The organism is Peribacillus sp. NPDC097295 (genome assembly GCF_044761665.1).
In the GTDB taxonomy this organism is placed as follows: Bacteria; Bacillota; Bacilli; order Bacillales; family DSM-1321; genus Peribacillus.
In genome coordinates this window covers 408,522-423,366 of sequence record NZ_JBIWCW010000004.1, presented here as the reverse complement: position 1 = coordinate 423,366, position 14,845 = coordinate 408,522, and the positions used below count along the sequence as shown (strand labels likewise).

Genomic DNA, 14,845 nt, shown 5'->3' with positions numbered 1-14,845 from the left:
AAACTACGTCAGACTTAAACTGAACCGCCGTATACCGAACGGTACGTACGGTGGTGTGAGAGGTCGGAGGCTAGGCGCCTCCTCCTACTCGATTTCCTATTTATTTCGAATCAGGTCTGCGAAGGCATGGTAGATTTCCATTCCCTGGAACAGAAAAAGACGTGATGCGGTTATTGAAAAGACTCCAATTATGATAAGGCGAAACCACATATCCATCACTCCTCGATTTTTTGTTTGTTAATCAGTGAGGATGAATGGCCATGTAATTCCCTTGATAAAAGATTGGACTGAAAAATCGTTGACGATAATCTGAGAGAAAATATAGGAAGCGTAAAACCGGTGATTCAATCACAAGCAACACGATGATGACTTGGTAGATTTTCAAGAAAGGGATAGGTGGTAGCTTCTTTTCGGCTTTTTCAGAAAGGTGAAAATCATGTCCCTCTTCAAGGGTCAACAGCTGATTATGATGGGGAAGAGGCAGTGCCAAGATCAGAAGGGCAATAACAGAAAAGTGGATAAAGAGCTTCATAAGGACCACCACCTTTTTGGAATGATGCTTCCTCTAATCATATCATGGTTATAAAAATGGCAAACGGAAAACATTTAGACAAAAACTTACTAAATATCCCTTGTGAATAGGAAAAAATGGATGTACCCTCTATAATTAATGGTGTTGTTTATAAAGAGGAGGCGGTTAAGAATGGGGTATGCTTTAAATTGGGATTTGGATGTCTTTTTTACAGGGGGAAGCTCTTCGAGAGAATTCCTGCTGTTTTTGGATGAAATAAAACAAGACGTCACGACATTAGATCGGCTTGTATACGAGCTGGATCCAAAGGGTAATGAAACGGCTTTGATAGAGGCCCTTGATCTTTATAAAATCGCCCGTATGAAAGTGGCCCAGGCGGGTTCTTTCATTGGATGTCTAGAGGCTCAAGATGTTCAGGACAAAAAAGCGAGCCAGTTGAGGACGAACGTAATGAACGTAGAGGCATCCTTGCGTACGGTTTCATTCCGACTGGATGAAAAGCTGGTTCAGTTCAATGATGATTGGTTCGAGGATATCCTCAAGAAAGAACCATTGAATGAACTTGCCTATATATTGAATGAACGTCGAGACCGTGCTAAAGAAAAACTTTCAGTTAAAGAAGAGTCGCTGATCAACCAGCTATCCATGGACGGATTTGAGGGGTGGAGCCAGATGTATGACACGATTGTCGGTTCCATGACCGTTCCGTTTAAGGGTGAAGAACTCTCTGTTGGCCAGGCGGCAAATAAATTTTCGGTGCCAGATCAAAGTGTTCGGAACGAATTGTTTATTGCTTGGGAAAATGCCTGGGAAGAAAAGAGTGAGTTGTTTGCAAGGACCTTGAATCATTTAGCGGGCTTCCGAATCAACGTGAATGAAAAAAGGGGGTGGGATGACATTTTGATGGAACCCCTTGAAATCTGCAGGATGGAGAAAAAGACGCTCGAAAGCATGTGGGAGGCCATAGCTGACAATAAGGATCCACTTGTTGGGTATTTACAGAGAAAGGCTGAATTGCTTGATTTGGAGAAATTAAGCTGGTCTGATTTGGACGCACCCATTGCTGTTACGGCTACATCAAATGTCATGGAGTTTCAAGAAGGGGCAGATTTCATCATTGAACAATTCTCTAAGTTCGGAAGTCACTTAGCGGAATTTACTCAAAAGGCCTTCGAAGAGAATTGGATTGAAGCGGAGGATAGACCGGGTAAGAGACCAGGCGGATTTTGCACAGGATTTCCGCTGGATAATCAATCACGGATTTTTATGACCTATTCGGGAACCCCATCGAATGTATCGACATTGGCCCATGAGTTGGGACATGCCTTCCATTCCCATGTAATGGGAGATATCGATCCATTAAATCGTTCTTATGCCATGAACGTGGCTGAAACAGCATCAACATTCGCTGAGATGGTCGTATCGGATGCAGCTGTGAAAACCGCGTCCAGTGAGGAAGAAAAGCTGATTCTTTTAGAAGATAAAATTCAGCGTTCTGTATCATTACTGATGAATATCCAGGCCCGTTTCATATTTGAGTCCAGGTTTTATGAGGAAAGAAAAGAGGGATACGTCAGTGCCGACCGTTTAAATCAATTGATGGTCGAAGCACAGAAGGAAGCATATGGGGAGGCGCTATCTGAATATCATCCGACATTTTGGGCCTCGAAGCTTCATTTTTATATCACTGATGTGCCCTTTTATAATTTCCCATACACATTCGGATACCTGTTCTCATTAGGCATTTATGCGAAAGCCTTGAAAGAACCGGATGGATTTGAAGAGAAATATATGGCTCTGCTTAAGGATACAGGGGCCATGAATGTAGAATCCTTGGCTGAGAAACATTTGGGTGTCGATATCACCACCCGTGATTTTTGGGAAGAAGCGGTTTCCGCCTGTATGGAAGATGTCGAGGAGTTTATGCGTATGACCGATCCCCTTGTTCGAAGAGCGTAAAGAAACAGTGAGTATAAGGACAAAAAAAACGGGTGCTTTAGGGCACCCGCTTCATTGAAAGCGATCAGACTTTTCTCAATTTAACTGGACTGACCATAAGTAATGATAATACAATCATAAGAAAGAAGAAAAAAGCTGGGTGGAAATATGGAATGGCGAGGTAGCTAAGCGTGGCTACACAGCCAGCTACAGTAATGGGTACGCCAGTGAAATATCCATTATTCTCACTTATATTAAAGCGAGCGAGGCGAAATGCGCCGCAACCGATATAGAGAACAGTGACAAATGTACCTGGTGCCCCGAATTCTATCAATATTCCTTGGTATAATAGTAGAGCCGGTGCTACACCAAAAGAAATAATATCACACATGGAATCAAGCTCTTTACCTAATTCCGATTCAATGTTAAACTTCCTCGCAACCATCCCATCAAAACGATCCGCTAGGGCAGCAAGGAAAATTAAAAGTAAGCTTAAATTTAATTGGCCGTGAAGCACTGCTATTATCGCAAATCCACCGAGGGATAAATTCATTAAGGTTATTATATTAGCCGTTTGGGTTTTTAATTTTTTTATGGTTTGATCTAGGGCGTGTAATAAAAACATCTTTTCCCTCCCTTCAAATAAAAACAAAATAAAGTAAAGATTAGTAAACATAAGTATTTATTATATAATAATATTTTAATTAATACAATTTATGCAAGTGGTTTTTGAATTTCTTAACAATTTGGAGTGGTGTATAGGTGTATCAAACATTTTATCGTATTCTTATAGAACTCACGAATGGAAGGGTATCATCCGGCCTTTTAAAACAGTTCAGTCAATCTAAGCTGAGTAAGCCTTTGATTCCCCTCTATATAAAACAATTCAATCTTAATCAACAGGAATTCCGGGATGACACGAAGTCCTACACTAATCTGCATGATTTGTTTACAAGACAGCTGAAACAGGGGGCAAGGCCCGTTGCAACAGAAACCTCTTCAGTGGCCAGTCCGGTGGATGGTGTACTTGAGGATGCTGGGGAAATTCGTACTGATAAAAAGATCGTCGTTAAGGGAAAAGTATATTCTATGGAGGAAATGGTGGGGGATGCTCAATTTTTAGAAAAATACCTAGGCGGTAAATATCTCGTGTTATACTTAAGCCCGAGCCATTATCATAGGATTCATGCGCCCATTTCCGGTTCTGTCGTCAAAAGATGGACACTAGGAAAAAAATCATATCCTGTCAATAAGTGGGGGATGAAGTATGGTAAGGAGCCTTTGGCTAAGAACTATCGAACGATAACGGAGCTGCAGAGTGAGGCAGGCTGCATGACGATGGTTAAGGTCGGGGCGATGTTCATCAATTCCATCGTCATCACGGATGATTCACGGGAATTAGAAAAAGGGCAGGAATTCTCTTATTTTAGCTTCGGTTCGACTGTGGTTCTTCTTTTTGAGAGAGATCGGTTTCAACTTGTTGAAAAGATATCCATTCCCGCTGATGTCAGGGTCGGGGAAACGATTGGACATTTGACAGTCAAGGAAGAAGGGGTATAAAAATAAAAGGCTAACATCTATTTTGTCAGCCTATGTTCCTCATATTAAAATAATGAGCGGATCCTATGTGTTAAAGATCTTCGATGAATTTCCGTTTCAATCAAACGGATGAAATCAGAGCTCAGCTTTAAATTTCTTGCTTTAAAATAGGATTCCAGCAACAAATCATCAGATAGTTTTTGCATTAGATCGCCATTTACGGCTGCCACCTCCAGTAAGTTATATGAGGAATATTTTGTATTTTTCAGTCATATATTAGTAAGTTCCTTTGGTGTACCCCTACTGTATCAGAAATAACCGTGGAGAACAATCGTTCTGTTATCCACAGTCAAAAGTGGATAACCTGTGGTTAAGTTGTTAACAAAGTAAGGAAAGAGATACATATCACTATGGAAAATGTTAGTAAAGTTATCCACAGGTTGGTTATAGGCAATATTTGTCGAAAACTTTTGGGAATTTTTAGGATGGGCTAAACTGCTCAAAGTAATCGTTTTACTTCGTTAGATTGAAAAATGCCTTTTCATATTTGAAAACATACATTATGATATTTCTTTACCATTAGACCTTCTTTCTCGATTTTTTTGAAAGTAAGCCAAAAATTCGATATGATAGAGACGGTAAATTTCAAAGAGAATATAGAGGTGTGTCAGTATGCTTAAATTATTTTTGCCGAGTGAACATGTTCAAAGCATTTTTGATATAGATCCGGAAAAATTGAAAGAAAAGGGGATAAAAGGGGTTATTACCGATTTGGATAATACTCTCGTGGAATGGGATAGACCGACTGCAACCCCTGAACTGATCCTTTGGTTCGATAAGTTACGTGCCCACGGGATTTTAGTGACGATTGTATCGAATAATAATGAGAAGCGCGTTCGTTCTTTTTCCGACCCTCTCCAGATTCCCTTCATTCATCAGGCTAGAAAACCGATGGCAAGAGCCTTCCATAAAGCACGGAAGACGATGGGCTTGAAGTTAGAAGAAACGGTGGTAATCGGCGATCAGCTATTGACGGATGTACTAGGAGGAAATAGAGGTGGATTCCATACCATCCTCGTGGTGCCGGTCGCACAAACGGATGAATTCCGGACGAAAATAAATCGTTATTTTGAAAGAAAAATCATGGCGTTCTTTAAACGAAAAGGAATGATAGAATGGGAGGAACACAATTGAACAATCATCAAGAATTAGTATGCATCGGGTGCGGCGTTACGGTCCAGTCGGAAGATCCAAAGGAGTTAGGTTACGCCCCTCAATCTGCACTGGAAAAAGAGAGTATCATCTGTCAGCGTTGCTTTAAATTAAAGCATTACAATGAAGTTCAGGATGTTTCATTAACGGATGATGACTTTTTGAAAATCTTGAATAGAGTTGGGGAAACGGATTCTTTAATCGTAAAAATCGTCGATATCTTCGATTTCAATGGAAGTTGGTTGCCGGGGTTACACCGATTTGTCGGCCAAAATGACGTATTATTGATTGGAAATAAGGTCGATTTGCTTCCGAAATCCGTAAAACCTAATAAATTGATTAATTGGATGAAGAAATCTTCGAAGGAATTGGGATTGAATCCAATCGATGTCCTGCTTGTCAGTGCGGAAAAGGGGAAGCATATCCTTGAAGCAGCTGAAGCGATAGAGAAGTATCGGAATGGGAAGGATGTCTACGTCGTAGGTTGTACCAACGTGGGTAAATCAACTTTCATCAATCGCCTCATTAAAGAAGTGAGCGGTGAAGGAGATATCATTACGACTTCTCATTTCCCTGGCACGACCCTGGATATGATTGAAATTCCATTGGACGATGGACAAGCCTTGATCGATACACCAGGAATCATTAATCATCATCAAATGGCTCATTATGTGGATAAACGTGATTTCAAGTTCATCATGCCGAAGAAAGAAATCAAGCCTAGGGTGTATCAGCTTAATGAAGCTCAAACATTGTTCTTCGGTGGCTTGGCCCGCCTGGATTATGTTTCAGGAGGCAGACGTTCCCTGACTTGCTATCTTTCCAATGAGTTGAACATTCACCGTACGAAACTGGAGAAAGCGGATGAATTGTACAAGAACCACGCGGGAGAACTGCTTACGCCTCCACGTCCTGATCAATTGGACGAATTCCCAAAATTGGTTCCACATGAGTTTACCTTAAAAGAGGGTAAAATGGATATTGTGTTTTCAGGTCTTGGATGGGTTACGGTCAATGAACCAGGTGCAAAGGTCGTTGCGCATGTACCGAAGGGTGTAAATGTAATTGTCCGTAAATCATTAATCTAACACCATAGGGGATGTATTCTATGAATAAGATATATGGGGTCATAGGAGATCCAATCGCTCATTCGATGTCTCCGGACATTCATAATGATGCTTTTAAAAAAGAAAATATAAAGGCCGTTTATCATCATTTCCATGTGAAACCAGAGGGCTTGCCAGATGCAATAAAAGGCATGAAAGCCCTTGGTGTATCTGGGTTTAACATCACGATTCCACATAAGACCCCAGTCATCCCGCTTCTTGATGAAGTAGATGATTTGGCACGTGCCATTGGGGCAGTAAATACAGTTTTTAACGAAAAAGGCCGTTTTATAGGGTATAATACAGACGGAATAGGATTTTATAGATCTTTATGCGATGAAATATCAGGTGACATTAAGGCTAAAAAAACGTTAGTGATCGGAGCGGGCGGTGCTGCACGTGCGATTTATTTTACCCTTGTGAAAGAAGGCGTAAAGCAAGTTGATATTGCAAACCGGACGAAGGAAAGGGCAGCCCACCTTGTTTCTGATTGCCCATATGATAAAGAATCAAAGGCGCTCACGATTGACGAGGCGGAACAAAGCTTATCACAATATGATTTGATCATCCAAACAACATCTTGCGGGATGAGTCCGAAGTTGGACCATTCCCCAATGAAGTTAGACCAGCTTAAGGCTGGTGCATTTGTCAGTGACATTATCTATAATCCTTTGCAGACGCAGTTTCTTCGTGAAGCCAAAGAAAAAGGAGCGGAAACGCTAAATGGACTTGGCATGTTCGTTCACCAGGCTGCGTATGCTTTCGAGATTTGGACCGGAATCAAGCCGGATACAACAAGAATGACAGATATTGTCTTGAACAAACTAGGAGGTAACACATGTTAACAGGAAAGCAGAAAAGATTTTTACGATCAAAGGCCCATCATCTAAATCCAATTTTCCAAGTTGGAAAAGGCGGGGTCAACGATAACCTCATCAAGCAAATCGGTGAGGCGCTAGAAGTACGCGAATTGATCAAGGTGAGCATACTACAAAACTGTGATGAGGAACGCAATGATGTAGGACGTGCCTTATCTAAAGGCGCACGGGCTGAATTGGTTCAAATCATCGGTAATACAATCGTTTTATATAAGGAATCAAGAGAAAACAAGCAAATTAAATTACCTTAAGGGACTTACCTATCTTATGAAAAAAATTGGAATTCTTGGCGGTACATTCAATCCTCCTCATATCGGACATTTAATTATAGCTAATGAAGTGCTGGATGCTCTAGAGTTAGATGAAGTCAGATTTATGCCAAACCATGTTCCTCCACATAAGGAAAAAACGGAGGAAGTTACGGATTTGGACAGGATGGCTATGCTTGAAGACGCTATAGCCGGGCATCCCTCTTTTTATATAGAAGGTATTGAAATAGAACGAAAAGGCACATCATATACACATGATACAATTAAATTGCTGAAAGAGCGTGAACCTGATACAGAATTCTTTTTCATCATTGGTGCGGACATGATAGAGTATCTACCTAAATGGCATCGCATTGACGAACTAGTGGACCTTGTGCATTTCGTTGGGGTCAAACGGCCGGGCTATAATGAAAAAACGGAATATCCCATCACGATGGTTCAAGTCCCACAGATGTTCATCTCTTCCTCGATGATCAGGAGAAAGTTACGGACGGGGAAAACCGTGAAATATTTATTAGCCGATCCAGTGGTGAAGTATATTAAAGGGAATGATTTATATGAATCGTGAGGAAGCGTTAGCACTTGTCAGAGAACAAATAACCGAGCGCCGATATATTCATACTTTAGGCGTGGTCGAGTCAGCAATGGATCTCGCAGAACGGTATGGCGCGGATGTTAAAAAGGCGGAACTGGCAGCCATTTTCCACGATTATGCGAAATTCCGTCCAAAAGAGGAAATGGAGCAAATCATTATCTCTGAAAAAATGTCACCGGACTTACTGGAGTACAATATGGAACTTTGGCATGCTCCCGTGGGTGCCTACCTGGTGGAAAAAGAGGCCGGAATCACCGACCGTGAGATATTAAACGCAATTGCCTTTCATACATCTGGCAGGGTTGGAATGAGCCTTTTGGATAAGGTCGTCTACCTTGCTGACTATATTGAACCTGGACGTTCTTTTCCAGGCGTAGATGAGGTCAGGCAGACAGCCAAGGAAAACTTGGATCATGCTGTCATTCAGGCTTTACGAAATACAGTCGTATTTTTGATGAAAAGAAATCAGGCAATTTACCCTGATACATTTAAGACATATAATGATTTAATCATGAATTTGAAGGAGAAGATGTAATGACTGAACGTGAACTATTAACAATTGCAGCAAAAGCGGCGGACGATAAAAGAGCGGAGGATATCGTAGCTTTAAATATGCAAGGTATTTCTTTGGTGGCGGATTACTTTTTGATCTGTCATGGTAATTCCGAAAAACAAGTACAGGCCATTGCGCGTGAAATGAAGAGCAAAGCGGATGAGGCGGGAATCAATGTTAAACGCCTTGAAGGATTTGACGAAGCAAAATGGGTACTTGTTGACCTAGGCGATGTCGTGGCACACGTATTCCATAAAGATGAAAGAAACTATTATAACCTCGAACGTCTATGGGGAGATGCACCTTTCGAAGATCTTGAGGGTGAACTGACTCAATGACGTACGAACGCTTTGCCTATGTATACGATGAATTAATGAAGGACGCTCCCTATGAAAAATGGTTATTAATTCTGACGGCGAAGCTAGAGCAATATGGAATAGATGGAAGGAAAGTTCTGGACCTGGCCTGTGGTACCGGTGAGATAACCGTTGAACTGGCGCAACATGGCTTTGATGTATCCGGGGTGGACCTATCCGATGAAATGCTGATGGTGGCCAATGAAAAAGCGGCGAAGCAAGGATTATCGATTCCTTTCTTTCAACAGGATATGGCAGAACTTGAAGGGCTCGGTCTATATGACTGTGTCACGATTTTTTGTGATTCTCTGAATTATCTTCGTGAGGAAGCTGATGTCTTAAAAACGTTCACCCGAGTTCATGATCATTTGGAGGAAGGCGGATTATTCATATTTGATGTCCATTCGATTTATAAAATGGAAGAGATCTTTCAAAATAATACGTTTGCCGTCAGTGATGAAGAAGTCTCCTACATATGGGACAGTTTTCCGGGAGAAGAACCCTACAGCGTCGAGCACGACCTTAGCTTTTTTGTAAGGGACGATCAAAGCGGTTTGTATGACCGTTTCGATGAATTGCATTACCAGCGTACCTATTCCATACAACAATATAAAGACTGGCTACAACTTGCAGGATTTGAAACCCTGGAAATACTTGCGGACCTTGAAGAAACACCACCCGTTGAAGAAACCGAACGGATTCTTTTCGTAGCCAGGAAATAATATGGGAAATAATAAGGGTCAGACCCCCTTTCGTGTACGAAAGGGGGTCTGACCCTTATTTATTTTTTCGTTAAGAAGGAGTTTTGATTTTGGCTCCGAATATTAGTAGGGATGGCCAAATTGTTTTTCGACTTCTTCCAGGTCTTCTGCGAATTTTTCATGTGTCGCCTGAAAAAGGTGATGAAACATCTCTCCGGTTTCCGCTTCTAAAACCTTGATCCCTTCACCTGTTATTCCGCCTTTAACACAGACCTTCTCCTGTAAGGTCGGTAAGGTGTAAATTCCTTTACCCAGCAGTTCCCCCAACCCTATCAACATGTTCCCAGTTAAAGTCGTTGCCGTTTTTTTATCAATTTTGGTCGTATCGACCGCCCCCTCAATAAAGGCCTGTGCTAAAAAGCTAAAGAATGCAGGACCACAGCTGACGATGTCTGAAGCCACTCGGGTGATGTCATTTTCGATGATGACAGGTTCTGAGATGGATGAGGCTAAATCATGTAGCGATTTTTGCATATCATGGGTGCACGTTTCACTGAAGCTAAGTAACGACACGCCTGACCCGACACGGTTCGTTATGCTGGGGATGAAACGAGCGCATGGCCCCGCCACTTCTGCCTCAAGCTGGGCGACAGAAACCGGGCTTGTAATCGAAACCAATAATTGTTCCTTTTTTATGTCGTGTTTGATATCTTGCAGCAGGTCATGGATCTGTAAGGGCTTCACACAGAGAAAGATGAAATCCGCCTGCTGAACGATCTCGGACGCACTCGATGCCAAGTGGATGCCAGGATGCTTTTCCTTCAAGGCAGCAGCTTTGGATAGCGTCCGGTTGGTAATGATTAAATCCGCTGGCTTCAGTATATTCGCTTCAAGCCAAGCTTCTATTAAAATTGTCCCCATATTTCCCGTACCGATTACTCCAATTTTCTTCATGTCTTCTACTCCCTTCAAAGAAGCAAAACTTCTCACTAAACACTATGTGGATTTAACCTGTCTTATGACGATGGAATGATGAAACCATACCGAGGGAGGCTCGATAAATGGATACAATCCTCAAAAAGAAAATCACATTGATCTCAGTTGCCGTTGCTATAGTAGCAATTGGCTTTTATCTTTTTTTTCAACCTAAACAGAAGCCTGCTGAAACGGAAGATATCTTTGCCGTTTCAGCAAGTAAAGAGATAGACGATGCAGCAAAAGCGGAAACCGAGGCAGGGCCTCAAATTATGAAAGTCGATGTAAAGGGAGCTGTGCAGGCTCCTGGCGTATTTACCGCTCAAGCAGGTGACAGGGTAATTGACTTGATTGCAGAAGCGGGCAGTTTTACAGAAAAGGCCGATAAGGACAAAGTGAACCTAGCTCAACTTGTGGAAGATCAAATGGTCATTTATGTACCAAAGAAAGGCGAGGAAGGGGCAGAAATCCAAGGAGCAGTACCTGCCACCGTGCCCAATGGGTCTACGGAAACTGGTGGAGCAGCTGGTAGTCCGGGAGGCCAGGTTAACTTGAATACCGCTACGCAAGCGGATTTAGAAACGCTTTCTGGAATTGGTCCGTCAAAAGCGACGGCCATCCTTGAATATAGGGACTCTATCGGGAATTTCAAGCAAGTGGAGGACTTGAAAAATGTGTCGGGGATAGGGGATAAAACGTTTGAAAAGTTAAAGGAGTCTATTTCGGTTCAATAAATGAAGGCAATGGCTACACAAAAGGTCGGGAAGAAGGTAAAATTGAAGAAAGAAATCTTACTGAGTTAAAGGGGACGACAACATGAACCGGATTAGTTGGGATCAATATTTCATGGCTCAAAGTCATTTATTAGCTTTAAGAAGCACATGTACCCGCTTGACTGTAGGTGCTACGATTGTGAGAGATAATCGGATTATTGCAGGAGGTTATAACGGCTCGATAGCTGGGGGAACACATTGTATTGATGATGGTTGTTATGTCATTGATAATCATTGTGTCAGAACGATACACGCGGAAATGAACGCGCTTTTGCAATGTGCCAAATTTGGCGTGCCGACAGCGGAAGCAGAAATTTATGTGACACATTTCCCTTGCTTGCAATGCTGCAAATCACTCATCCAGGCCGGGATTAAGGCTGTATATTATGCAGAGGATTATAAAAACCATCCATATGCCATTGAATTGTTTGAACAAGCCGGAGTCAAGATGGAAAAGGTTGAAGCAAAAGGGGCCATCGATGTGAATGGTAAAGAGAAACAGGACTTTGTTCTTTCGCTATTGAGTCAACTCGAACAAACCGGTTTAGAGAAAGAGTCCGTATCGGATCTGGAAAAACAGGTCAAGAGGTTGTTCTATTAGTAAATGATAAGGAGGTCGAAATGACAAGACACCTTCTTTTGGTAGCTGTTTCGTCCACGTTGGGCGTTACGGCCCATTCATATTTTAGCATGAAGCTTTTAATCTGCATCCTGTTTTTCTTTTGTTTTCTTTTTTACTGGAGCGGTGGAAAGGGGAAGGTCCTTATCCTCCATGTTGTCATCATGGGCATCTTTCTAGGTTCCGCTTCAGTAACTGAAATGCGAAACCAATCCATCTATGATGGGTCGCAAAGCCATTTCCTCGTAACCTTTACTTCCCAGCCAAAACTTGATGGAAACCTACTAAAAGGATTTATCACAAGTGAACATGGTGAACAACTCCTATTACGGTATAAAATCGCTTCCGAACAAGAAAAAGAGGGGTTGAATGAGCACCTACGAGCCGGAATATCCTGCCCGGTACAAGGTAGTTTGCAGGTACCTGAACAACATCGCAATGAAAACAGCTTCGATTATCAACGATATCTTTCCCATCAAAACACCCACTGGATTTTAAAAGCCAATTTGATCTCTTTTTCTAAATGTAAGGAGGGGAAGAATTCTCTTATCGTTTCGATTCAAAATTTTCGAATGAGAGGAATCTCGTATATTAAAGAACACTTTCCGAAAGAATCTAGCGGCTTCGTCACAGCACTTATTTTCGGTGATCAGAGTGAAATCGATGAAGAGGACCTGACAAATTATCAACGTCTCGGTCTTGTTCATCTACTGGCAATCTCGGGGCTCCATGTAAGCCTGTTAACGGGCATGTTATTCTATTTAGGAATTCGTATCGGAATTACTCGCGAAAGAATGATTTTCCTCATCCTTGTCTTCCTACCGATTTATACGATACTGTCCGGAGGAAGTCCTTCCGTCCTACGTTCCTGTTTAATGGCCATGCTGTTCTTTATCCTGATGCTCTTTAAAAAAAGACTGTCAGCGAGTGTTGCAATCGGTGCAGTTTATATGCTTTTACTGTTTCTTCAGCCTAACATGCTCTATAATATTGGCTTCCAACTATCCTTCGCAGTCACCTTCTCCATTATCATGTCTTCCCGCATCTTCTTACACTATCCACAAAAGACCATTCAGCTCTTCATCATTAGTTCAATCTGCCAATTGGCGGCCCTCCCGATATTACTTTTTCACTTCTTTGAAGTATCAATTCTCGGAGTCCTGTTGAATGTCTTGTATGTACCTCTTTATTCCGTCATATTGCTGCCATTTTCATTAGTGACGGTCATGGTTCATCTTGTATTGCCAACTCTTGGTCAGCCGCTTATTTCCCTCCTTAATATGACCTTCATGCTCTGTAATCGTGTGGCAGACGTGGCCACGGGTTTACCGATGGCATCGCTTGCCTTCGGTAAACCTGTTTTTATTATGATGTTGCTTCTGGTGCTGTCCGTACTGGGACTGTTTGTGTGCTGGGAGTCCTCTTTTCGAACAAGTAAAATTTGGTGGGGGATGTTCATTTTACTTTTGCTCCTTCAATACAATCTTCAAAAGCTGTCTCCTTTCGGTGAAGTGCAGGTAATGGATGTCGGGCAGGGAGACTCGATTTTAATCACCCTGCCGTTTAACGCCGGGAATTATCTAATTGATACAGGAGGGCAAATCACATTTCCCTTAGAGGCATGGAAAAAGAAGCGAAAGACCTATAATACAGCCGAGGACACCATCATTCCGTTATTGAAAAGTAAAGGAATCCATCATTTGGACAAGTTGATTTTAACGCATGCGGATGCCGATCATATGGGCAGTGCCAAAGAGTTAATTGACCATTTTGAGGTTGAGGAGTTGATTATTGGCGGATGGGGTGCAGAGCATTATCAGGATAAAGACTTTATCCCGGTGGCTCGGGAGAAGGGCATTAGAATGAAAATGGTGAAAAGAGGCGACTCTTGGAACGTTGGGGAAGCTAAATTTTATGTATTGAATCCCCATAAGAAGGAAGAGAACACGAATGAAGCCTCCATTGTTCTGTATGCCGAAATAGGTGGGCTTTCCTGGTTGTTCACGGGTGATATGGGTGAAACGGGGGAAAGGGAACTAATTGATGCGTACCCACAATTACGGGCGGATATTTTGAAGGTGGGCCATCATGGCAGTAAAACGTCATCCTCCATTCCTTTTCTTGAACAATTACACCCTAAAGCGGCTATCATTTCGGTAGGAAAAGAAAATAGGTATGGTCATCCCCACGCTCAAGTGATGGAGGCGATGGAAGAAAATAAGATCAACGTGTTCAGGACGGACGAAGATGGAGCCGTCATTTTCAAATATTCCAAAAATGGTGGAACCTTTCGAAAGATTCTCCCATAGTATGTAGAAATTCAAAAGAAAGAGACTGCATCAGCAGCCTCCTTCAGGGAAAAAATAAGTGCATGTTAAAATTAGGATCCTACTGCTTTAATAACGACAGCAATGGTGAACATGGCAGCGAAAAATACAAATGAACCGATGAATCCCATAGCGGAATCCGCGACGTCATCAGTCTTCGATTGGACATTCTTTTCGAATTCGTTCATTGTTTACCCCTCCTATTTCTGCTAATAGTATAAAACATTACCAATAAAAAATCCACAGGTCACATTTCTTCATTTCCTATACTGACAAGAGTTGTCACTTATAGTCTGCCTATTAAAGGTCAAAATAAAAGTACAAACAAAGCAAGCGCGTGATCGTTCTACATGAATATCTATCGCTTTCAAGAAAGTATTCCTAGGGCCTTTCTTGATAGCGTTCATATAGATCCGGAACTAGACCTTAAGGGGCTAGTTCCCTTTATAGCTTGTCAAATGGTTCATCCACC

18 protein-coding genes are annotated in these 14,845 nt (G+C 42.0%); 13 read left to right on the top strand and 5 right to left on the bottom strand.

The window, feature by feature from the left end:
* Positions 1 to 241: 241 nt before the first annotated feature.
* Entirely contained in the window at positions 242 to 532 is a 291-nt protein-coding gene (locus tag ACIQXN_RS10745) for a hypothetical protein (RefSeq protein ID WP_402966060.1), read from the bottom strand.
* Between the two features lie 171 nt (positions 533 to 703).
* Here ACIQXN_RS10745 and ACIQXN_RS10740 point away from each other — a divergent pair, with 171 nt between their 5' ends.
* Positions 704 to 2,491, top strand: coding sequence for a M3 family oligoendopeptidase (locus ACIQXN_RS10740; protein ID WP_402966058.1), 1,788 nt, complete (start codon positions 704 to 706; stop codon positions 2,489 to 2,491).
* 64 nt (positions 2,492 to 2,555) lie between these two features.
* Here the strand turns inward: ACIQXN_RS10740 and pssA are convergent, their stop codons facing one another.
* The gene (gene pssA, locus ACIQXN_RS10735; RefSeq protein ID WP_402966056.1) at positions 2,556 to 3,095 is read right to left on the bottom strand and encodes a CDP-diacylglycerol--serine O-phosphatidyltransferase; all 540 of its coding nucleotides are present in this window, start codon (positions 3,093 to 3,095) and stop codon (positions 2,556 to 2,558) included.
* Positions 3,096 to 3,232: 137 nt separating this feature from the next.
* Between pssA and ACIQXN_RS10730 the strand changes: the two genes are divergently transcribed.
* Positions 3,233 to 4,030: a phosphatidylserine decarboxylase gene (locus ACIQXN_RS10730; protein ID WP_402966054.1), complete on the top strand. Its 798-nt coding sequence runs from the start codon at positions 3,233 to 3,235 to the stop codon at positions 4,028 to 4,030.
* A 44-nt stretch (positions 4,031 to 4,074) separates the two neighbouring features.
* Here the strand turns inward: ACIQXN_RS10730 and ACIQXN_RS10725 are convergent, their stop codons facing one another.
* Positions 4,075 to 4,215, bottom strand: coding sequence for a sporulation histidine kinase inhibitor Sda (locus tag ACIQXN_RS10725; RefSeq protein WP_402869651.1), 141 nt, complete (start codon positions 4,213 to 4,215; stop codon positions 4,075 to 4,077).
* A gap of 466 nt (positions 4,216 to 4,681) precedes the next feature.
* On the opposite strand from ACIQXN_RS10725, the gene ACIQXN_RS10720 reads away from it, so the two are divergent.
* From ACIQXN_RS10720 to ACIQXN_RS10685, 8 genes are read left to right on the top strand one after another with little or no spacing between them, the layout of a single operon-like run.
* Entirely contained in the window at positions 4,682 to 5,203 is a 522-nt protein-coding gene (locus tag ACIQXN_RS10720) for a YqeG family HAD IIIA-type phosphatase (RefSeq protein WP_402966052.1), read from the top strand.
* Complete coding sequence (gene yqeH, locus ACIQXN_RS10715) at positions 5,200 to 6,309, top strand: ribosome biogenesis GTPase YqeH (RefSeq protein WP_402966050.1); 1,110 nt, start codon at positions 5,200 to 5,202, stop codon at positions 6,307 to 6,309. Before ACIQXN_RS10720 ends, yqeH begins: the two co-directional genes overlap by 4 nt.
* A 20-nt stretch (positions 6,310 to 6,329) precedes the next feature.
* On the top strand, positions 6,330 to 7,172 hold the full coding sequence (aroE, locus tag ACIQXN_RS10710) for a shikimate dehydrogenase (RefSeq protein WP_402966048.1): 843 nt from the start codon (positions 6,330 to 6,332) through the stop codon (positions 7,170 to 7,172).
* Entirely contained in the window at positions 7,166 to 7,456 is a 291-nt protein-coding gene (yhbY, locus tag ACIQXN_RS10705; protein WP_402966046.1) for a ribosome assembly RNA-binding protein YhbY, read from the top strand. The genes aroE and yhbY overlap by 7 nt, the downstream gene beginning before the upstream one ends.
* 16 nt (positions 7,457 to 7,472) lie before the next feature.
* Positions 7,473 to 8,042, top strand: coding sequence for a nicotinate-nucleotide adenylyltransferase (locus ACIQXN_RS10700; RefSeq protein ID WP_402966044.1), 570 nt, complete (start codon positions 7,473 to 7,475; stop codon positions 8,040 to 8,042).
* Positions 8,032 to 8,604: a bis(5'-nucleosyl)-tetraphosphatase (symmetrical) YqeK gene (yqeK, locus tag ACIQXN_RS10695; protein ID WP_402966042.1), complete on the top strand. Its 573-nt coding sequence runs from the start codon at positions 8,032 to 8,034 to the stop codon at positions 8,602 to 8,604. Before ACIQXN_RS10700 ends, yqeK begins: the two co-directional genes overlap by 11 nt.
* Entirely contained in the window at positions 8,604 to 8,960 is a 357-nt protein-coding gene (gene rsfS, locus ACIQXN_RS10690) for a ribosome silencing factor (RefSeq protein ID WP_402966040.1), read from the top strand. Before yqeK ends, rsfS begins: the two co-directional genes overlap by 1 nt.
* Entirely contained in the window at positions 8,957 to 9,700 is a 744-nt protein-coding gene (locus ACIQXN_RS10685) for a class I SAM-dependent DNA methyltransferase (protein WP_402966038.1), read from the top strand. The genes rsfS and ACIQXN_RS10685 overlap by 4 nt, the downstream gene beginning before the upstream one ends.
* Before the next feature lie 102 nt (positions 9,701 to 9,802).
* Here ACIQXN_RS10685 and comER read toward each other — a convergent pair whose 3' ends face one another.
* Positions 9,803 to 10,633 carry a late competence protein ComER gene (comER, locus tag ACIQXN_RS10680; protein WP_402966036.1) on the bottom strand — a complete coding sequence of 277 codons (831 nt, stop codon included), beginning with the start codon at positions 10,631 to 10,633 and terminating at the stop codon, positions 9,803 to 9,805.
* A 107-nt stretch (positions 10,634 to 10,740) separates the two neighbouring features.
* On the opposite strand from comER, the gene ACIQXN_RS10675 reads away from it, so the two are divergent.
* The 3 genes from ACIQXN_RS10675 to ACIQXN_RS10665 all read left to right on the top strand — a co-directional run bounded on the left by ACIQXN_RS10675 (position 10,741) and on the right by ACIQXN_RS10665 (position 14,355).
* Positions 10,741 to 11,388: a helix-hairpin-helix domain-containing protein gene (locus ACIQXN_RS10675; RefSeq protein WP_402966034.1), complete on the top strand. Its 648-nt coding sequence runs from the start codon at positions 10,741 to 10,743 to the stop codon at positions 11,386 to 11,388.
* Between the two features lie 82 nt (positions 11,389 to 11,470).
* Positions 11,471 to 12,028, top strand: coding sequence for a ComE operon protein 2 (locus ACIQXN_RS10670; RefSeq protein WP_402966032.1), 558 nt, complete (start codon positions 11,471 to 11,473; stop codon positions 12,026 to 12,028).
* 20 nt (positions 12,029 to 12,048) lie between these two features.
* Positions 12,049 to 14,355, top strand: coding sequence for a DNA internalization-related competence protein ComEC/Rec2 (locus tag ACIQXN_RS10665; protein ID WP_402966030.1), 2,307 nt, complete (start codon positions 12,049 to 12,051; stop codon positions 14,353 to 14,355).
* Positions 14,356 to 14,426: 71 nt separating this feature from the next.
* On the opposite strand, the gene ACIQXN_RS10660 is transcribed toward ACIQXN_RS10665, so the two are convergent.
* Positions 14,427 to 14,561, bottom strand: coding sequence for a YqzM family protein (locus tag ACIQXN_RS10660; RefSeq protein WP_081108861.1), 135 nt, complete (start codon positions 14,559 to 14,561; stop codon positions 14,427 to 14,429).
* Positions 14,562 to 14,845 lie beyond the last annotated feature (284 nt).